Source organism: Nostoc sp. UHCC 0302 (assembly GCF_038096175.1).
Lineage (GTDB): Bacteria > Cyanobacteriota > Cyanobacteriia > Cyanobacteriales > Nostocaceae > UHCC-0302.
Map to the genome: position 1 here is coordinate 1,251,389 of NZ_CP151099.1, position 20,204 is coordinate 1,271,592.

Annotated in this window: 14 protein-coding genes; 10 read left to right on the plus strand and 4 right to left on the minus strand. The window is 42.2% G+C overall.

Annotated elements, in window-relative coordinates:
• Window positions 1-31 precede the first annotated feature (31 nt).
• Window positions 32-1,009: a carbohydrate kinase gene (locus WKK05_RS05185; protein ID WP_341528709.1), complete on the minus strand. Its 978-nt coding sequence runs from the start codon at window positions 1,007-1,009 to the stop codon at window positions 32-34.
• 461 nt (window positions 1,010-1,470) lie between these two features.
• Here WKK05_RS05185 and WKK05_RS05190 point away from each other — a divergent pair, with 461 nt between their 5' ends.
• The 5 genes from WKK05_RS05190 to WKK05_RS05210 all read left to right on the plus strand — a co-directional run bounded on the left by WKK05_RS05190 (window position 1,471) and on the right by WKK05_RS05210 (window position 7,397).
• Window positions 1,471-1,734, plus strand: coding sequence for a helix-turn-helix transcriptional regulator (locus tag WKK05_RS05190; RefSeq protein WP_341531024.1), 264 nt, complete (start codon window positions 1,471-1,473; stop codon window positions 1,732-1,734).
• 566 nt (window positions 1,735-2,300) lie between these two features.
• The gene (locus tag WKK05_RS05195) at window positions 2,301-3,002 is read left to right on the plus strand and encodes a DUF6391 domain-containing protein (protein WP_341528710.1); all 702 of its coding nucleotides are present in this window, start codon (window positions 2,301-2,303) and stop codon (window positions 3,000-3,002) included.
• 420 nt (window positions 3,003-3,422) lie between these two features.
• Window positions 3,423-4,805 carry an ATP-binding protein gene (locus WKK05_RS05200; RefSeq protein WP_341528711.1) on the plus strand — a complete coding sequence of 461 codons (1,383 nt, stop codon included), beginning with the start codon at window positions 3,423-3,425 and terminating at the stop codon, window positions 4,803-4,805.
• 166 nt (window positions 4,806-4,971) lie between these two features.
• Window positions 4,972-5,967 (plus strand): glycosyltransferase, encoded by a 996-nt coding sequence (locus tag WKK05_RS05205; protein WP_341528712.1) that lies wholly within the window; start codon window positions 4,972-4,974, stop codon window positions 5,965-5,967.
• 239 nt (window positions 5,968-6,206) lie between these two features.
• The gene (locus WKK05_RS05210) at window positions 6,207-7,397 is read left to right on the plus strand and encodes a serine/threonine-protein kinase (protein ID WP_341528713.1); all 1,191 of its coding nucleotides are present in this window, start codon (window positions 6,207-6,209) and stop codon (window positions 7,395-7,397) included.
• 89 nt (window positions 7,398-7,486) lie between these two features.
• On the opposite strand, the gene msrA is transcribed toward WKK05_RS05210, so the two are convergent.
• Both msrA and WKK05_RS05220 read right to left on the minus strand, forming a co-directional pair.
• Complete coding sequence (gene msrA / locus WKK05_RS05215) at window positions 7,487-8,155, minus strand: peptide-methionine (S)-S-oxide reductase MsrA (protein ID WP_341528714.1); 669 nt, start codon at window positions 8,153-8,155, stop codon at window positions 7,487-7,489.
• 29 nt (window positions 8,156-8,184) lie between these two features.
• Complete coding sequence (locus WKK05_RS05220) at window positions 8,185-10,443, minus strand: recombinase family protein (protein ID WP_341528715.1); 2,259 nt, start codon at window positions 10,441-10,443, stop codon at window positions 8,185-8,187.
• Between the two features lie 78 nt (window positions 10,444-10,521).
• Here WKK05_RS05220 and WKK05_RS05225 point away from each other — a divergent pair, with 78 nt between their 5' ends.
• Window positions 10,522-11,880 carry a proton extrusion protein PcxA gene (locus WKK05_RS05225; protein ID WP_341528716.1) on the plus strand — a complete coding sequence of 453 codons (1,359 nt, stop codon included), beginning with the start codon at window positions 10,522-10,524 and terminating at the stop codon, window positions 11,878-11,880.
• A 412-nt stretch (window positions 11,881-12,292) separates the two neighbouring features.
• Here WKK05_RS05225 and WKK05_RS05230 read toward each other — a convergent pair whose 3' ends face one another.
• On the minus strand, window positions 12,293-13,042 hold the full coding sequence (locus WKK05_RS05230; RefSeq protein WP_341531025.1) for a Crp/Fnr family transcriptional regulator: 750 nt from the start codon (window positions 13,040-13,042) through the stop codon (window positions 12,293-12,295).
• 605 nt (window positions 13,043-13,647) lie between these two features.
• Between WKK05_RS05230 and WKK05_RS05235 the strand changes: the two genes are divergently transcribed.
• From WKK05_RS05235 to WKK05_RS05250, 4 genes are all read left to right on the plus strand, one after another.
• Window positions 13,648-13,776 (plus strand): hypothetical protein, encoded by a 129-nt coding sequence (locus WKK05_RS05235; protein ID WP_341528717.1) that lies wholly within the window; start codon window positions 13,648-13,650, stop codon window positions 13,774-13,776.
• Window positions 13,777-14,036: 260 nt separating this feature from the next.
• Window positions 14,037-16,337 carry a family 10 glycosylhydrolase gene (locus WKK05_RS05240; RefSeq protein WP_341528718.1) on the plus strand — a complete coding sequence of 767 codons (2,301 nt, stop codon included), beginning with the start codon at window positions 14,037-14,039 and terminating at the stop codon, window positions 16,335-16,337.
• Between the two features lie 349 nt (window positions 16,338-16,686).
• Complete coding sequence (locus WKK05_RS05245) at window positions 16,687-19,764, plus strand: PAS domain S-box protein (protein ID WP_341528719.1); 3,078 nt, start codon at window positions 16,687-16,689, stop codon at window positions 19,762-19,764.
• Entirely contained in the window at window positions 19,718-20,170 is a 453-nt protein-coding gene (locus WKK05_RS05250) for a response regulator (protein ID WP_341528720.1), read from the plus strand. Before WKK05_RS05245 ends, WKK05_RS05250 begins: the two co-directional genes overlap by 47 nt.
• Window positions 20,171-20,204 lie beyond the last annotated feature (34 nt).

Below are 20,204 nucleotides of genomic sequence, written 5' to 3' on the forward strand. Positions count from 1 at the left end.
TAGTTGATACCCCAGCTGTTTATGCCACTTTCTAAAGTTGATGTGAGGCTAGAAAAGCTTCGACTTCAGCAGCAGTAGGTTGAGAAGCGATCGCTCCTGGTTTAATGGTAGTCAGCGCCCCAACCGCACTAGCATAGGTGACAATGCGTTTTACTGTTTCTACATCATTCAAGTTTTGAATACTATGCTGACTCAGTTGGTGGATGAAACCAGCCAGAAAGCTATCTCCTGCACCTGTTGTATCGACTACGGGGATAGAAAACGACGGTAATTTCCCTTCGTTCCCACCCAAACAATAAGCGCAGCCGTTTTCTCCATCTGTTACTAGCACCCCTTCAATTGAATCCAAGCGGTAAGTAATGGCTCCCGGATCAGCAGTATCAAATAACCATTCAGCTTCTTCTTTGGAAAGTTTCAGAAAATCGACTTGCTTAAAAGTTTCTTGAATTTTTTGACGAGCGATATTTGGATCTTTCCAAAAGACAGGACGCCAGTTGACATCTAGCACAATTTTAAGATCGTATCGTTCTGCCAACTTTAGGGCGCAGTGAATTGCCTGCTCACTTTCTGGGTAAGCTAATTCCAAAGTACCCAAAATTAAAAAATCTGCTTCTTGAAACAGCGAATCTGGCAATTGTTTGGCTTGCAGGCGGGTATCGGCAAATTCTGTAGTGTCATAATTGCCAAATCCAGCAAAAGTGCGATCGCCTGCTAGATCCCGCGTTACATAAACTTGCCGGGTTGGTGCTGTGGGATGAAGTTGTACTCCTGTTGTATCTACGCCTATTTCTTGTAATAGCTTCACCAGTGCCTTCCCTGGCTCATCTTCACCAATAGCTCCGATAAATCCTGCTGGTGTTCCTAACTTTACTAAAGCACAGGCTACGTTAGCCGGCGCTCCTCCTGGGTAGGGAGTCCAAGATTGAACTTCTTCTAGCTTTAGCCCTAATTGATCGGCTAAACAATCGAATAAAACTTCACCAAGACATAAAACACGGGGATTGCTCATTTCATTTTAGATTTTGAGAGAAGCCTGAGTACCGACTTGTGGCGATTGCGCCAAGCGCAGTGCCATTCGCCTTAGCCTCCGCTAGGAGAAAAAGAAGAGAAGGCAATCAGAACTTCAAGGATCTGAGATTAAATTTTGCCAGTATAAAATCTACAATGTTATTTGCTAATCTGTCGCCAGTCCTTCATAGAATGAAATAGCAATTTTTACTACTTTCCTAACCTCTATATACTCCTAATTACTGGCTCTCTAATGTAAGTAATTACATATATTTTTGTCAAAATATATGTTATATTTAATACTTGACTTTTATTGAACTTGAGATAACTGCAAATTTGAAATCCAAAGAAAATCTAGACAATAGTATTCCTGTGAACACTTGAAACGCCTACTAACAAAAGAATCTTCTAGAATTAGAAAGAGTGATTAAGTACATATACCAAGGGAGGATAGAAAAAGTCATGGCTGCTGGCGAGTCTCAGACCCCTGTAAGTCTGTCAGACAGAGAACTGCAAATTATCGACTTAGTGGCCGCTGGCTTAACTAACCAAGAAATTGCAGCAAAACTGGAAATTAGCAAACGTACAGTGGATAACCATATCAGTAATATACTGACTAAAACCCAGACAGAAAATCGGGTAGCTCTTGTCCGCTGGGCTTTGCAGTGGGGCAAAGTCTGTATGAATGAAGTCAATTGCTGTCTTCTGCCTAATCAGAACGAGTAAACAATTGTTAGTAGCGAAGCAATTGATCTGGTTTGGTAAGCTGACAAGGCAATTTTGAGGTTTACTGATTGTTTTTCTCCTCACTCTTTATATTTCAGTGCGATCGCCTCTACCAAAATTTCTGCATCCTTTATTCAGTGTGAGTTTACCCAAACAGAGCTAGCTGTCCCTTGAATGAAAAAACCTAGATCAGAATTCTTCTCAAAATTGAGCAGAACACAACTAGCTGATTTGTTCTGGGTAGAAGCAGTTTTCTTCCATTGGTACAGTTATGTTTATAACGCTTCTCGTTTGTACGCAATACCCTCTGACCTTTCTCCTAGAAACAGAAAAGCTAAAAGCCTTACTCCCCTTCCCTACAAGGGAAGGGCTGAGGGTTAGGTCTGTATTGAACTTAACTACAAACTGCGATATACAAACAACATAGCTGTACCATTGGAAAATTTCCCCTGTACTTAACTGACATTTACCTAATGATCAACAAAAATTAGCAACAATCCACTAGTGCAAGCGTTACATTTGAAAGAAATCTATATTGCTCCATAAGCTTAGGGAGCAATGTTCTTATGAATACTTCTGCTTCTGCCAAAGGTAGCTTGTCTCCCTTTGACTTTTTAAACTTTGACTTAACGACACTTCTATCTGGGGAAGTTACGAGTTCAGAAACTGCACTTCGGGATTTTCCCCAATCCACGCAAGATAGTGAACTACTCAAGCAGCTATCGTTTGTTCCTGGGTTAAAAGAAATTTTGATGGTGCGGCAGGTTCACGCTTTAGAACACGCCACTGTTTGGGTTCTCGGTGAATCAAAAAGTGTCTATCCTGCCGCAGGAAAGTCTACTAATATTCAAGTTGATAACGAACTATTAAGTGGTTTATCCACCGAACATGGCTTCTACCTCTATGGTGAAGTGAATATTAGTGATTTACGCCGTGCGGTGGCACTCGCGAGACATCGCCTCACCAGTGGAGAATGGGATTTAGCTGTGCATCCCCGTTGTGGCACTAACTTATCAGTAGCAATGCTGTTAACAGCTGGACTAGTTGTGGGGGTAAATTTAATACTACCGTTCCGACCAATTGAGCAACTTATCGGTTTAGGCTTGGCAGCAACGACAGCAGCTGAACTCGCACCTGATTTAGGTTCTCTCGCACAGCGTTACCTAACAACTGCCATACCCTTCAACTTAACAATTGAGAATATTACTTTGACTCGCGATGTTTGGGGACGGCAGGGGCATTTTGTGAAAGTGAACTGGCAAGATTAGTTAGAAAAGGGGAAAATTCTACAATTACCCGACTCTTTCACCTCTCAAGGGTAGGTTATTCTGAGTTGCTTTAGTTGCGGCGAACAACTTTGCCTAGTATGAAAGATTAATTAAACTGGGCTAAATAATAGCTATGGTAAATATTTGTAAATATATTTTGGGAATACTAGGTATGGCAACACTGCTTTTCCAGTAATTTAACGTGAGTTGGATGGGTCATATCATTTCCGTCCATAAAACCTCTCCCTGGTTTTACTACGCAAAACCTGTCCCTCTCCGACTCGGAGAGGGACAGACTTGAACTAAAGTTCAAGGCAGGGAGAAGTTTGTCAAATTCACATTAATTTGCTGAACTATGGAAGTCTTCCTCCAGCTGGGAAAGTAGCAGTGATAATACCTCAAAGGCAAAGGATTGAGATTATGCTCGCTACCAAGAGCATGGAAAATGCGAATGATTTGAGCCTGCAATTAGATTCAACTTTAAAAGAATTACCAGTTTGGGAGGTTGAGGTTGAGATACATCTTCCTGGTAATACATTAATTAGCCTTTTTGAGCATGAGCATTTACTGCCGGGAATTATCTTGACTAAAAACCAAGATTTTGTGGGAATGATTTCACGACAAAGATTTTTTGAGCAGATGAGTCGCCCTTATAGCTTTGAGCTGTTTTCGAGGCGACCGATTGAGAGTCTTTTTAGCTTTATCCAATCAGAAGTCTTTGTATGTTCTGAGGATATGCTGATTGTAGAAGCAACTCAGGTAGCATTGCAGCGATCGCCTCAACTTGTCTATGAACCAATATTAGTAAAAACTAAGTCAAAAAAGTATGGAATAGTTAATTTCCATCAGTTACTTTTAGCTAATTCCCAGGTTCATACTCTCACACTCATAAAACTACAGGACGTCAAGAAACAATCTCGAATAACTAAGGCAGGGTTTCGTGACCTGCAACATAACTACACTCGACTATTACAAAATGAGAAAATGGCTGCTTTAGGTCAGCTAGTCGCAGGTATTGCCCATGAAGTAAACAACCCTATCAGCTTTATTGCTGGTAATCTTGTCCATGCTATGGATTATAGTCACGAATTATTAAATCTGATTAGCCTGTACCAAAAATACTATCCTAATCCGGTAACAGATATTGAAAGTGCGATCGCTAAAAATGAACTGGAGTTTATTATCAGCGATTTACCTAATCTGCTAAATTCAATGGGGAGTGGTTGCGATCGTATTAAGCAAATTGTTTCTTCTTTACGAAATTTCTCTCGTCTAGATGAGTCTGAAAGAAAAAGTGTTGATATTCATGAAGGTATTGATAATACTCTACTATTTTTACAAAGTCGGCTCAAAAACCAAATCAAGGTTATCAAAGATTACGCAACCCTTCCTTTAGTTGACTGCTATGCTGGGTTACTCAATCAGGCATTTATGAATATTCTGGCAAATGCGATTGATGCCTTAGAAGAGCCTGTAGTTAATGGTACAGTTACGCAAAATAAACGACTTACTACTGACGTTCCCACAGTTAATATTCGTACCGAGCTGACTCAAGATCGGCAAGTAATAATTCGCATAGTCGATAACGGGCCGGGAATTTCTGAGGATACAAAAAAGCGATTGTTTGACCCATTCTTTACCACTAAACCTGTAGGTAAAGGTACTGGATTGGGATTATCTATCTGCTATCAAATTATTGTTGAAAAACACGGTGGACAGATACATTGTGTATCTACTCCCGGACAAGGAGCCGAGTTCATTATTAAAATTCCACTGACTTTGCCTGCTTTCCCTGATTGCTGAAATGGTATAATACTAATTTGTAATTCGTAATTTGTAATTCGTAATTAAAATACAAAATAATGCTTAATCCGAGCAGTTTGCATAACTATTATATGTTACTTAAACAAAGCATTATTATCATTTTGGTATAATAATCTACTTCTAATTTCTTCAAAAAAATTGTGTAATGAGAAAGCTTTACTTCCTACTCCCTGGGACAGATAGCAAATTTGCCTGTGGTGGTTTATTTGCAGAGTTAAAAACACTTAATTTTGTTCAACAGTTCCGTAGTGCTGAGGTTGTAACTTACCGTCAACGAGAAAAAGGTAAACTTTTTATTAATGATTTGCTCAATGATCAAAATTTAGATGATGTAATTTTTGTCATTAGCTGGGGATTTCATATCGCTGAACTTGCTGCCAAGCTGAAGCAATACAATGTGGTTTATCATGCCCATAGTGCGGGTTACAAATTTAGTTTACCTGCGAGTATTCCTGTTATTACTGTCAGCCGCAATACAATGGGATATTGGGGGCAAAAATCACCTAACTCTCTAATCTATTATTTACCAAATCAAATTTCTGATGAATTTAAAAATTTACATCTTGAGCGGGATATAGATGTTTTAGTTCAGGCACGGAAATCTTCTGAGTATTTAATGCAAGAATTGATTCCGGCATTGCAAAAGCATTGTAAAGTATTGGTCGTTGATTCCTATGTAGAGGATATAGCCGGATTATTTAATCGGGCTAAGGTTTATCTGTATGACTCTGCGGAGTACTGGGCGCAGCAGGGTGTTAGTGAAGGGTTTGGTTTGCAACCAATGGAAGCTCTGGCTTGTGGATGTCAAGTTTTTTCTAGTGTCAATGGAGGACTATCTGATTACTTAGATCCTGGATTTAATTGCTATAAAATTGCCGGATATTCTTTAGAATATGATGTTAAACGTATTTTGAAGGTGCTGGAATCTCCAAGAGCGATCGCTTTGTCTGAGGAAGTTTTATCTGAGTATCGCAGTGAAAATATTATTAAACGTTTTCAAGTAATTTTGGATGAGCTAGATGAGTTTTTTGACCATAAAATGCATCATCCATCTAATATTAAAAGTTTGACTAAAATACGTGCAGTAAAATTATTTACACATAAGATATACAGTAAGCTGAAGAAGAAATACTTTCGGTAACATTTGGCAAGGGTTTACATTTAACTGTGGAATGGGATCTCATGTATCGCGATTGGTAGAAACCTCTCCTCTGTGCGAAATATCAGGGTTTCTACAGCATAAAACTATCTAGAATCTGCAAATGAGCTTTGACACTAAGTTTACATATCGGATTCTATCCTTTACACAGTCTCTCAAGATAATGACTATCCTTGAATAGAAGGGAATCAAAGAAAACGTAAATTGCCAGCAGGTGTCAAATGCTGCAAGCAGATCAGATATTACAAGACCGTTATCATATCCAACGTCAACTCGGCTACAACGGAATTCGCCAAACTTGGCTAGCAAGAGATTTACAAGCTGCGGATAAAGAAAATTCGTTAGTTGTGGTCAAACTCCTGGCTTTTGGCGGTACTGTACAGTGGGATGACCTGAAACTCTTTGAGAGAGAAGCACAGATTCTCAAACAGCTAAATCATCCGCGCATTCCTGAGTATATTGATTATTTTTGTATTGATGACCGTACACTCTGGTTTTGCTTAGTGCAAGAGTATATTCCTGGTGAGTCTCTCAAGGAAAAACTTGTTATTGGCGAAAGGTTTACAGAAAAACGAGCGAAAAAAATTGCTGTAGAGGTTTTAAATATTCTCACCCATCTACATGAGTTGAATCCAGGGGTATTGCATCGAGATATTAAACCGAGTAATTTAATCTGGGGCGAAGATAATCATATATATTTAGTTGATTTTGGCGCAGTTCAAGATAAAGCTGCAAAAGAAGGTGTTACTTTTACTGTCGTCGGTACTTATGGTTACGCCCCAATGGAACAATTTGGAGGTCGAGCTGTTGCGGCATCGGATCTTTATGCACTAGGGGCAACTTTGATTCATCTGTTAACTGGTGTTTGCCCAGCTGATTTACCCCAGCAAGATTTACGGCTGCAATTTACTAACCGAGTGAACCTGAGTCCGAGTTTTGTCAGTTGGCTAGAAAAATTGACAGAACCCGCGCCAGAGCAACGCTTTACTAACGCCCGTCAAGCGTTGAATGCTCTCCAATCTGGTTTAGCTGTTAAACCTGCTAAAAATCGGCTTTTGCCAGTAAAAGAATTTATTAACAATTCTGGTTGCGGCATCAATAATTACACTGAAACCGTGCCAGAAGAAATTCTTGGCTGGAATTGGGGCGCATTTCTGCTGCCTTGGATGTGGCTGTGGACTAATCAAGTCTGGTTTGGATTATTTTGCTTTGTACCCCAAATTGGTTGGGTAATGGCGATCGCTCTCGGTGCGAAAGGCAATGAATGGGCTTGGAAAAGTAGAGAGTGGCGCAGCATTGAACACTTCAAAGCCCATCAAAGAGGCTGGGCGATCGCTGGAGTTCTAATTGGCGCACCCATTAGTATCGTCTTCTGGGCATGGGCGATCATGTTTCTCAAATCTGCGTTCTAGGAGGAGAGACGCGATGAATCGCGTCTGTACAAGACCTAAGAGACGCGATTCATCGCGTCTCTTAGGTCTTTCTCCCTGCTCCCTACTCCCTACCCATTCACTGGCGATTCAACTACGCCCACAGGACAAGCAACGTTTGTCCCTCCTAAACCACAATATCCATTGGGATTTTTGGCTAGATATTGTTGATGGTAAGCTTCTGCGTAGTAGAACTCAGGAGCATCTAGAATTTCTGTGGTAATTTTGCCATACCCTGCGCCGTTAAGTGCTTGCTGATAAGCTTCCTGCGAGGCTTCTGCTAGCTGCTTTTGATTCTCAGAATATACATAAATTCCCGAACGATACTGAGTGCCAGCATCATTACCTTGACGCATTCCTTGGGTGGGGTTATGGCTTTCCCAGAAGACTTTCAGCAGTTCGGCATAACTAATCACTTTCGGGTCAAATACAACTAATACGACTTCATTATGACCAGTTCGCCCACTGCATACCTCTTCATAGGTGGGGTTGGGTGTGAAGCCAGCAGCATAACCCACCGCGGTGCTGTAAACTCCGTTTTGTTGCCAGAATTTGCGTTCTGCACCCCAAAAACAACCTAAACCAAATAACGCCTTTTCTAATCCATCGGGAAAAGGAGGTTGCAGGGGATTACCGTTAACATAATGATGAGCGGGTACTTTTAGAGACTCTGCTCTTCCTGGTAACGCTTCTTCACGAGTAGGCATAACCTGCTTTTTGCCAAATCCGAATAGTCCCATTGATTTTGACTCTGATATATATCTTTACCTTATTTACTATTGTAAAGATTCTGGCGATCGCTGGTAATTTGCTCGGTTTGGTTTGCTGTTGTAGCCTCAGAAATAACTGAGACACAAGCATTCACTAAAGGTAACAAAGGCCCTAGTTGTTCTTGCCCACTCACAGCTAAATCACTATGACATAAATAAATTCTGTCGGATACACGAGAGAGCAAATCTGCCAAAATCTTTCGCAGTCTTTCTTCTTCTGCCAGTTTCTCATCTTCTGCTGTCCAAGGTTCTCCTAACCTGTCTTGCAAGAAAAACGGCGCACCAAACAACGTAGCTGCACCGCCTTTTGCCCACAGAGGTGAACCAGCATCAAGCCAGAAATGCCAGCGGTGAGAGCGTCTGCTAGAGCGATATTGAAAGATGGTGGCTAAGGTGACAGCCTTTTTGGCTGCTCCAATGGGGCGCACAGGATAGGGGTTAGCAGTGATGGTTCCACGCCGTAGTAGTTGAATGAATTCAGTAATGGTGGTGTTGAGCGCTGAGGGAGGAGATGAGGAAGATAATTTTGAGTTGGCTTGTCGAATTCTGGTGTCAATTTCCCAATAGTGTTGGGCTGTTTCTAATAACTCCCGCAGTGCTGCTAGTTGCTCATAGGGGAGATTGCTGCCATTCCACAAAAAGTGCTGAATTCCTCTGTCTAAAAAGGAAATGGGACTGGGAATTAAGCGAAGTTCCTGTTGCGATCGCTGTTTATCTAACCAATCCAATATTTCATTATAGGCGGTGGTAGCTGCATAGCCGATTCTATCCCAGCGCTCAAATGTTGTTACAGCCAGTAAGTTGGGACTATCAGGATGGGGTACAAAACAGTAATCTGCAATCAAACCAGCGCGTACCGGATCTATCCTTTGTTGATGGAGTGAAGAATTACTCCCCCCCTCTTCCCCTCTCATACTTTCCCCCTGTCTCCCACTCAGTACCACTAGCATCTCTGCTACAGCATCCCGATCTACTAGGCGTCCTAAACCGGGATAAACTAGTGCCAGCATCGTGAGTAATGCGCGGATGACTGGTGAACTAATTAGGGGGCGTTGGTCATTGAGCGATTGTACCTGGATATTTTGCTTAACAAGGATTTCTACTAGAGTATAACGAGCGATCGCATCTAAACCAGGTGCAATAATCGCCACTTCTTCGGCTTCTACTTCCCCGGAGTTGATGGCATTGGCAATTACTTCTGCTGTTTGCCGCAATAGTTGAGCGCGGGAGGTAGTTTGAATGGAGTGTACTGCCTCTGGTAAGTTGGGCAACAGCATCGGTTCTGTAACTAATTCCACCATTGGCATAACGAGTTTATCTGCAAGTGACTCTGGAGGCGGGCCAGGGAGGATTTCCACCCGACAACGTTCTGCTAACCCTTCCATGTAGTTGGGATCTGCTCCTAATCCCAGTCGCACCGCACCATCGGGATTATAGCTAAATGCGCCGACTGCACCTTGATCCAATAGCAGCTCAAACAACTGACGCGCTACACCAGGATAATCATCCACATCGTCTGCTAGTATCGCTTGATAGCGTTTAGTTAGATGTTGTTGGTAATGGCGATCGCTTAATAAATGTTGGCTGTAGAGTTCGGTAATAATTCCATAAGTCAGCAATCCTCTCTCCAAACACCAGTTCCGCCAATCTAATAGCAAAGATGCTAAAAATTCCGGCTCTAGATTTAAATTGTTCTCCTGTAAGCCCCTTGCCAAAATCTGGGCAATATCTTCGCAAGGTGTACCGCTGTAAGCTGCTAATTGCAACAAGTCCAGGATGCGACGCACAAAGCGAGATTCATTCACTCCCGCAAGACGTAAAATTTCTTCGTCTAATTGGAAACGCCAGAGTTTTGTAGCTAATTCTTGCTCAGTCTCTGGGCGCAATCGTACTGGAAATTGTGCTTTAAGCTCCAATGACTCAATTAGCAAGGGCCAAAATAAAATAACTTCATCCTGGAAAAAACCTAGTGGAGTCTTGGCACGAACCGGATATTTCCCTAAAGTATTTGTAATAATTTTATCACCCAATTCTCGCCGATTATCATCATTGGCGGCTAAGACTAAAACTCCTGGTTCTGTGGGTTGAAGATACAAAAACTTTGATGTTTGGCCAGCTTTTTCCAGCCTTAGATTTTTAGTATAAAATGATTCAATATATTTATTTTCAGGTTGCACCCAATTACAAAATTGCTCTACCAAGCGAGCCGTCTTACCACTGCGGCTAGTGCCAACAATCCAAAGTGAATGAGAAACCACAAACCTTCTCCTTGTCGCTTTGCTAGTATATCTTGTGCGTTAACTTAATGTTAAGAATCACCAAAAAATGCTGGATGATTGCCTGCAATGAAAAACTCTGTTTTTAGCCAAAAAATTTACCATTTGTTACTGGCTGCTTATCGATGGTACTTACAAACGCCAGAACGTTCTCTAGATGAGGCATACCAAGCAGCATTAAAGATTAAGGAAATAGAAGATAAGCATTTCAATGGTAAGAAAATAGACGTTGATTCATCTCAGTACAGCAGCAGTGTCATGGATTATTTTGATTCAGACCTGAAAAAATTATTAAAAATGGCCAGAATGCGGCTAACAGAATTCAGGGCGAGCCGTTGGTTTTTAAACGAAGAGAATCAAAAAGCTGCTCAGAAAGCAGGTATAGAATATCCCAGCCCTTCTTTGGTTTTAGAAAAGCTCAACTTCATTGATCAAGTTATATCGAAATACACTACATTTGATGAGCCAACAACTTCTTCAGATTTAGTTACTAGTCCTAAGAATCTGCCAGATGAATTGGCGATATCTGATGGCAAGCCACCTCACGTCCATACTCCACAATCTCCAGTATTACCACCAAAAATATCAACTCGAAATCTAGATAAAAAACCAAAGCGCAAAGCTGATTCTATGGGGATATTACCCCGTTCAATTTTAAGTACAATCACTCGATTGCAAGTTGAATTAGATCCAAACTCTGAACAAGATGTAGTTCAAAATTTCCGTCTAAATCAAAGAAGGACAATAATATCTATCAGATTTATTTTACTATTAATTATAGTACCACTTTTGACTCATCAACTAGCAAAATCTCTCGTAGTCGGGCCAATTCTTGAGCATTTTAAAGGCTCTGAACAAATGCAAGTGTTCCTCAATGATGAGATGGAACAAGAAGCCTTAGAAGAACTACAAAAATATGAAGAGAAAATCAAGTTTACAAATCTCATTACCAATGCACCTCCATTAGCACCAGAGGAGATTGAAATCGAAATGCAAGAGAGAGCTGAAGAAATTGCTAAGGAATTTCGTGGCGAAAGTTACAATGCAATCAAAAACGTTTTTTCAGATATTTTCTCTGTAGGTGCTTTCATTTGGCTTTTAATCATCAGCAGGTCTTCTATCTCGGTGCTAAAAGATTTCTTTGATCATATTGTTTATGGTTTAAGTGATAGTGCCAAGGCATTTATTATCATTTTGTTTACTGATATCTTTGTGGGATTTCACTCTCCTCATGGTTGGGAAGTCATTCTAGAAGGTATATCTCGCCACTGGGGCTTACCAGCAAATCGAGATTTTATCTTCTTATTTATTGCTACATTTCCAGTGATTTTAGATACCATTTTCAAATACTGGATATTCCGATACTTAAATCGAATTTCGCCTTCAGCGGTCGCCACATATCACAATATGAATGAATAAAGTTAAGAACTGGGGAGTTAAGGGCTAAGAAGATGGAGAAGAATAACTATTGACTAATGTCCGATGCCCAATCCTCAGTTTCATATTTTCTAGATTAAAAATATACTACTCACTCTAATTTATATTTTGGAAGATAAATGTCTAATAATCTTAAATCTAGGGATGAGTTATTTACAGCAGATTTCAAGCTGATGAAGTATACAACATAGGTCTCATGGTTACTGAGCGTACTTGTACTGAGCGCAGCCGAAGTAGTCGAAGTAAAGTCAGGTAGAAAGCCTTTTTTCCTTCTGAATTCTGAATTCAGGAGTCAGAATTCTGCTGTATTAACTTAGAGAAGATTTACTCTTTTTCTTATCAAACCCTGTTGACATCACTTTGTTCGCTTGGGTATTGAGCAAGAAGCTCTTGTTCAGGGAGAGAGGGGGAAGGGCCATTTCCCCCCTGCCCCCTGCCCCCTGCCCCCTGCCCCCTTGTTGAGAGCATACTCGCTCGGTATATCAACCCATCGAGCGTACTCGTTTTTAATCATGGAATAACACTCACAAGATGTCTGTTCCAAGTTTTGATGATTAAGGATGCTAATCACTCCTCGCTTGTAGCTAATCATTCCTGCTCGGCTAAGCCTACCTGCTGCCTCCGTAACACCAGAGCGTCGACAGCCCAGCATCTTGGCAATATATTCTTGAGTTAGGGGGAATGTATCTGATTGCATACGATCAGCGATGAAGAGCAGCCAACGCGCAAGCCGTTGTTCTATAGTATGAAGGCTATTGCAAGTAAGTGTTTGTGTAACCTGGGTAAACAGCCCATGAGTGTAACGCAACAGTAAACCTTGAAGCTCTCCACCTCGGTTGAACTCGGCTTGAAGCAGCCCTGTCTTCATCATCACGGAGCTGCCAGCAATCTGCACAAATGCAGTTGTATTTGTAGTGTTGCTGCCCCAAATTACAGAAAGACCTACCATGCCATCATTGCTCACCATGCCAGCTTCGACTGTCGAGCCATCTTTTTGGGTACAGACTAAAGAAACTATTGCCTGATGGGGAAAATAGACGTGTGTTATTAGTTCATTAGCTTTGTAGAGAACTTGCTTAACTGAAAGTTCGACTAGCTCTAAGTGGGGAGCTAGGCGTTGATACTCAACCTCTGACAGAGCCATGAGTAACCGATTTTCTATTGGGCGATGAGAGTGGTTAGACACGAATGGCATGCTTGAAAAGATAAAACCTCGTCAGGGCAGGGTGTTGGGGGTAGGGTGTAGTGTTTAAGACAATTAAATTTTAGTTGCGTGGCGGAGTTTAACATCTTCTTAATTCCCCACACCCCACACCCTACACCCTACACCCCACACCCAAAAGCCAGTTATATCAAGGGTTTGTGCTTAACTTAGTGCCATTCTGGTTAGACACTAAAGACACTATATTGAGAACCCTAAGCGCAATTGTGCTTTGAAAAGCAATTGATGGCAGCTTGAGAGTAGTTAGGAACTAGTCCCAATATGTTCAAAAGTCAATTCTTTATTTTAGTTGCAAGCTTAACAACTTAACTTAACAACTTAAACAATATCGCGTGATATCACATCAGATATTAAAGCTAATAGTTGCAATTCTAGCGCTCACCTCGGAGCGCAAAAATCTTTCAAAAGTTTGAATATCTTGTAAAGAGGCATTGTAACAATTAACACAATTCGACCCCTAATGCGATCGCGTAATGTCAACAAAATTAATCTATTCTCAATAAGTTCTAAATCAATTTCATTAATTTATGCTAATTGCTAAAAGCTTAACCGTAGGCGTAGCCCGTCGCAGACATCGCTTTGAATTTTGGAAACTAAACCAAGCGAGAAATACTGGTTTTTCGTTGGTTCTTGATATTGGTGATGGTCAAGAGTAATTTAAATGGGTTTCCCTGAGTTAACCCCCAACAATGCTTAATCTTCAATATAACTTAGTATTAGCGGCTATTGTACGCTCTCTTGGTAGATATACCAGGGAACAGGGGACAGGGAAAAGGTTTGAAAGTCTTTTTGTGTCTGGATTTTATGTTCAGTTGATGTCCTAAACTACCTGTCGATAGCTATATAAATTTGAAATTTTTGTGTGTTTATATGGAATGAAATATAACCAATTAACCTTATTTAGTAATCAGAAGTAATGACAACTCAGTTTTGGGGAAAAAGCATAGAAATTAATGCCGCTCTAACGAACTTATTATTTAAGCCTGTGCATAGATGTGTACTTCTATGTCGAAGTCAGCTACGCGTAACGTTTCCAAGAGTTGCAGCTTCTCGCCAGACATCACCTTTCATTCATCAAGGCTGGTGGCTTTTGAAGAAGCGTCTGCTGCCATTATTATGTCTGATATCGTTCGTTGCGGTATTGCTACTAAACAGCTTTGCCCCTGTCGTTGCCCAACTACCTCCTCAACCTCGTCAGGAAATTCGGGGAGTGTGGCTGAGTGGGAACGATTTTAGCGTTTTCAGAAATCGCTCAAAGGTGCAAGTAGCCATGAGCCAACTGCGGCAGCTAAACTTTAATACTGTTTATCCGGTAGTGTGGAACGATGGTTATACACATTATCCCAGTGCCGTCACGCAAAAAATGGGTATTCCCTTCTTCTTCAAGGGAACAGAGGGACAAGATGTGATTGCAGACATTATCCGCCAAGCCCGCAGCCAAGGACTACTAGCAATACCTTGGTTTGAATTTGGTTTTATGGTTCCCCTAACTTCGGAACTCGCATCCCAGCGTCCAAATTGGCTGACACAAAAGCCGGATGGGACTCAAACTTCAATTAGTGCTGCGGGTGAAGTAGCGTGGTTGAATCCGTTTCACCCCGAAGTACAAAAGTTTATCACCGAACTCGTGATGGAAGTGATTACTCAATACGATGCTGATGGCATTCAATTTGACGACCACATGAGTTTACCTGTGGAATTTGGTTACGATAAGTACACGATTAGTCTATATACTCAAGAAACTGGGAATCCTCCACCACCCAATCCCCAAGCCCAAGCATGGATAAAATGGCGGGCTGATAAAATCACTGCATTCATGGTAGACCTCTACCAAACCGTGAAAGCCCGAAAACCGAATGCCATCTTCTCAGTTTCTCCCAATTATTATGATTTCGCCTACAAAATGCACCTGCAAGACTGGCTCAATTGGGTACGGTTAGGTATTGTCGATGAGTTAGTCATGCAGGTATACCGTAATGATTTGGAAAGTTTTATCAGTCAAATTACCCGCCCAGAAATTTTAGAAACACAACAAATCATCCCAACTGGTATCGGTATTATGGCGGGGTTACGAAATCGCCCAGTTTCCATGCCACAAATCCAATCCCAGGTGCAAGCAGTGCAACAACGCGGTTTAGGCATCGGCTTTTTCTACTACGAAAGCCTTTGGGATATCGCACCTGAACCAGCAGAGCAACGACAATCAGCATTTGCGGCTCTTTTCCCAAACCCAGCGTTGCGCGACATCTCTCAAAATACACCCCGCAAGCCAACTTTTGATACTATATCTCTACCTTTGTATTCAAAACCTTCTCTCGGTCAACGTGTTCGCGGCTATTTTCTGGAAGTGGCGATCGCAGGTGGTCAGCCAAAGCGTATTTTATTAGATACAGGATCAGCAGGGCTGCGAGTTCCTAAAGAGTTTTTAGGTAATGCCCCTATCCGCAGAACAGGCCAAAACATCAAGGAGGTATTAAGTGACGGTACTATCCTAGAGGGAGAATTAGTTTATACTAATGTTCGGTTTGGTTTAATTCCCACCGCAGAACCTGTTCCGGTGCAGGTTGTTACTAGTCGCCAATGTACTGCCCAAAAGCCTAATTGTTCAGCAAAAAGTGGTGCGCCATTTTCTGGGATTGTCGGTGTCAACTATTTTGAAAAGTCACCTCTCTATAACCCGTTGAGAAAATTACCAGGAAATCTGAGTAACGGATTTATTGTGATTGGAAATGGTGGGAGTAATAACAATGGCAGTTTAATTATCGGTTTGACTGGCAATAATCAAGCAGGTTTCAAAATGGCCGCTTGGAGTCAACAAAGCGAAATTAATGGTGTACCTGGGAAAAGATGGGACTCTCGATTGAGCAAAGTTTGTTTAACTATTATTGGGAGTTCTGCTAAAAATTCTTGTAATGGCAAAATGATCACTGATACTGCAACTATTAATGGTTTGACTGAATTCAAGTCAGCTTCTACAGCAGGTAAACTTAAACCTGGAGTATTACGTTCAGCAAATGCTGTAAAAGTAGCAATTAATGGCATTTTTGATTACAGTCTGATTCCAGGAACCCGCGACGGATTTAATCGTTGGAATTTGAGTATCTCGCCACAGGCAGAACTTCCTATATTTATAAATACTGGAATCGCGTTTTTTGATAAGTACGATGTACTCTTTGACCCAGTTAATGGAAGACAGGGTTTTCGCACTCGGCAGTAAAAGGCAAGTAAAGACTTGCTCCTTCAGATAGCGTTCAACTATCTGTGAGTATGTCAAGGTAGATATTGGAGGGCATCTGCTATATTGGTCACATTAAAAGTGGTCAACAATAGCCGACTAGCGACTTCATAATTGATATCATATCCATCTAATCATATCAATTCAATTAATGATTGCAACACATCCTTGGGTGAAGACGCGATTCATCGCGTCTCTACTACTGACTTCTTTTTTTGCGCTTATATTCCTTGCGTATGTTGTATGCCAACAATAATCGTTATAAATATTTATATATGGAATAAATAATGCCAGATGTAGTAAACCTTTAATAACACCAGGACAATGACTCATGCAAAATGCAAATCACTCCTGGCAATTAAAGAACTACGCCATTGCAGTAGTCGCCAGCACTTTAGCACTGTTATTTTCTTTACTCATATCGCCATTACTTGAGAATATTACTTTCTCAATGTTTTTTGCAGCTGTAGTTGTGAGTTCCTGGTATGGCGATCGCACTTCCGGTTGGCTAGCAATTGTTCTCTGTAGCTTGGCTACTGCTTACTTTTTTTTACGACCAATCTATTCAGCGTCTGTAATCACACTAGATGGTATTATTCGTTTAGGATTATTTGCTCTAATATCGTTGCTCATCACTGAGTTGATTGCGTCTCAAAGACGAGCAGAGTTAAATTTGCGAGAAAGCGAAAGTCGTTATCGCGAAATGGTAGAGGCAGTGGAAAACTATGCCATTTATAGACTTGACTCAAAGGGACGAATTGTCACCTGGAATGCTGGGGCGGAACGCATCAAAGGTTACACAGTCAAAGAAATTTTAGGACAACATTTCTCCCGCTTCTACACTGCCAGCGATTTAGAGCGAAATCATCCCGCTCACTCACTAGAGATAGCCACATCCCAAGGAAACTTCGCCGAGGAAGGGTGGCGAGTTCGCAAAGACGGCTCCCAGTTTTGGGCGAGTTTACTGTTAACAGCTATCCGAGATAAACAGGGGAACCTACGTGGTTTTTCTAGTGTGGTACGTGATATTACAGTACGCAAACAGACAGAAGAAGAACTGAGGGTGCAGGCGCGTCAACAGGAAGCGATCGCACAATTAGGACAATTGGCAATTTCTGGCATCAACCTGACAACGCTGATGGATGAAACTGTTACCCTGGCGGCTCAAACTCTGGGTGTGGAATACTGCAAAGTGTTAGAGTTGCTGCCCAGACAAAATGTTTTGCTGCTACAAGCGGGGATAGGATGGCAATCCGAATTGGTGGGTCGTGCCACAGTCAGCACAGGTACTGATTCTCAAGCAGGTTATACCTTGCTTTTCAACCAGCCAGTGGTGCTGACAGACCTTCGTACAGAAACACGGTTCCGTGGTTCTCCCCTGATGTACAATCACGGAATTATCAGCGGCATCAGCGTGATTATCAATGGACATACCCCTCCTTGGGGTGTTTTGGCTGTCCACACCATGCGTCAACGAAATTTCACCCCAAATGACATTAATTTCTTGCAGGGTGTTGCCAATATCCTGGCAGCAGCAATTAGCCGGGGAGAGTCAGCCCAAGCAATACAAGAAAGTTATGGGTTGCTGCAAAGTGTCATTGAAGGCACAAATGATGCTGTATTTCTTAAAGACCGCCAGGGGCGCTACCAATTGATTAATACGGCTACGGCACGGATTTTGGGCAGTGCTAAAGATCAGATTGTTGGTAAAAATGATATTGAACTATTGCCAGGTGATATTGCAGCGGCAATCAGAGAAACTGATCGTCGCATTATGACTAAAGGCAGGGCAGAAGTTGTAGAAGAACTGGTGACGGAAGCGGGTAGTCTTCACACTTACCTGTCTACGAAAGACCCTTACCGGGATACACGCGGTAATATCATTGGGCTAATTGGCATAGCGCGAGATATCACAGAACGTAAACGAGCTGAAGCTGCATTGTTTCGCTCGTATCAACGTTTAGAAAGCTTACATACAATTGACCGCGCCATTTTAAGAGCCGATTCGCCAGAACATATTGCCCAAGCGGCCTTAGAGCGTATGACTAGTGTAATTATCTGTCAACACGCCGCTGTTGTCTTGTTTAACTTCGATACAAGTCAAGCACAAATATTGGCAGGGCAGATTGCTTTTAATTTTACTGGCTCAGTTGTACCGATTACTGAGATAGCACCACTGGAGATTGTGAGGAATAAAGAACCAGTATTATATATCGAAGATATTACCACCTTAAACAGCCGTACACCAGCTTTGGAGTATGAGTTTTCAGAAGGCTCTCGGAGTTTTTTGGCGGTAGCGTTATTGGTTGAGGAACATTTAATTGGAGACTTGATTTTATTTGCCAATGCTCCTGCTGCTTTTAGCCCAGAAGACCAAGCGATCGCCGCTGAAATCGGCAATCAGTTAGCGATCGCCATCCAGCAATCCCGGTTGCGGGAACAGTTACAAAACTACGCCAATGAACTAGAGCAACGAGTAGAACAGCGTACAGCCGCCCTTGTGGAAGCCAACAACGAACTCGAAGCCTTCGGCTATTCAGTCTCTCATGACTTACGCGCTCCTCTGCGCTCAATGCAAGGCTTAGCTCTAGCACTGCAAGAAGACTATAGCGAGCATTTAGATAGCGATGGGCAAGAATACATCAAGCGGATTGTTGCCTCTGCCGAACGCATGGATGGGCTGATTCAAGACCTACTCAATTACTCGCGCCTGAGCCGGTCTGATATTTCGCTGCGTGTACTTAACCTTACAGATATTGTCACAATCGTTCAAAATCAACTAGAGACAGAGCTGCGATCGCAACACGCCGAGATAACTGTAGAACAACCGCTGCCAGAAGTTATTGGTCATCGTACAACTTTGATCCAAGTCTTGACTAATTTACTCAGTAATGCAATAAAATTTCATCCTCCTGACAGGCAACCCCAAGTGCGTGTATGGGCAGAGATAGTTGGGGGAGAAGAGGGGGAGCAGGGGAGCAGCACTTCTCTACGAGAGGCTGCGCCAACGGCTCCTTTCGGCTTCTCTACGAGACCGGAGGCGAACGCTCAAGGCAAGCCGCTCAGTGACCGAGGAGCAGGGGGGCAGGGAGCAAGAGGAGAAATTAATCTTTCATCCCCTGTTCATCAACGAGTTCGCCTCTGGATCGAAGATAACGGCATTGGCATCGCACCAGAGCATCAACAGCGAATTTTCAACGTATTTGAAAGATTGCATGGTGAAGAGAGCTACCCGGGTTCTGGCATTGGCTTGGCAATTGTTCGCAAGGGAGTCGAGCGCATGGGGGGACAGGTCGGTGTAGAGTCAGTATTAGGGCAAGGCAGCCGCTTTTGGATTGAATTACGAAAAGCACTATGGAAAGATGAACACAGACCAACAGACTATTTTGCTGGCAGAGGACGACTCTAATCAAGTCCTGCTAATTCGTCGCGCCCTACGAAAAGCTAATCTGACACAATCGCTCCATGTTGTCAGCGACGGCGAAACTGCCATATCTTACCTCTGTGGTGAAGGAGATTATGCCAACCGGGAATCTTACCCTCTGCCAACATTGATTTTGTTAGACCTGAAAATGCCCCGGAAATCTGGGTTTGAAGTGTTGGCATGGCTGAAGCAGCAACCGGAACTCAGACGCCTACCAGTCGTTGTGCTGACAAGTTCTCAAGAAACAGCCGACATTCACAAAGCCTATGACTTGGGTGTCAACTCCTACTTAGTCAAACCTGTCTCATTCACTGATTTGACAGCAATGATAAAGTTGCTTGATGCCTACTGGATTAATTTGAACCAGCGGCCGATGGTTTACACTGACTAATGGTTTACTCTAGAGTACGCATCCTTTACCACAC

Bases quoted from the DNA above. Each gene is read 5' to 3' on its own strand.
- WKK05_RS05200 (WP_341528711.1), top strand. From the start codon at position 3,423: ATGCTCGCTACCAAGAGCATGGAAAATGCGAATGATTTGAGCCTGCAA.
- msrA (WP_341528714.1), bottom strand. From the start codon at position 8,155: ATGGGACTATTCGGATTTGGCAAAAAGCAGGTTATGCCTACTCGTGAA.
- WKK05_RS05190 (WP_341531024.1), top strand. From the start codon at position 1,471: ATGGCTGCTGGCGAGTCTCAGACCCCTGTAAGTCTGTCAGACAGAGAA.
- WKK05_RS05195 (WP_341528710.1), top strand. From the start codon at position 2,301: ATGAATACTTCTGCTTCTGCCAAAGGTAGCTTGTCTCCCTTTGACTTT.
- WKK05_RS05245 (WP_341528719.1), top strand. From the start codon at position 16,687: ATGCAAAATGCAAATCACTCCTGGCAATTAAAGAACTACGCCATTGCA.
- WKK05_RS05250 (WP_341528720.1), top strand. From the start codon at position 19,718: ATGAACACAGACCAACAGACTATTTTGCTGGCAGAGGACGACTCTAAT.
- WKK05_RS05185 (WP_341528709.1), bottom strand. From the start codon at position 1,009: ATGAGCAATCCCCGTGTTTTATGTCTTGGTGAAGTTTTATTCGATTGT.
- WKK05_RS05210 (WP_341528713.1), top strand. From the start codon at position 6,207: ATGCTGCAAGCAGATCAGATATTACAAGACCGTTATCATATCCAACGT.
- WKK05_RS05240 (WP_341528718.1), top strand. From the start codon at position 14,037: ATGACAACTCAGTTTTGGGGAAAAAGCATAGAAATTAATGCCGCTCTA.
- WKK05_RS05230 (WP_341531025.1), bottom strand. From the start codon at position 13,042: ATGGCTCTGTCAGAGGTTGAGTATCAACGCCTAGCTCCCCACTTAGAG.
- WKK05_RS05205 (WP_341528712.1), top strand. From the start codon at position 4,972: ATGAGAAAGCTTTACTTCCTACTCCCTGGGACAGATAGCAAATTTGCC.
- WKK05_RS05235 (WP_341528717.1), top strand. From the start codon at position 13,648: ATGCTAATTGCTAAAAGCTTAACCGTAGGCGTAGCCCGTCGCAGACAT.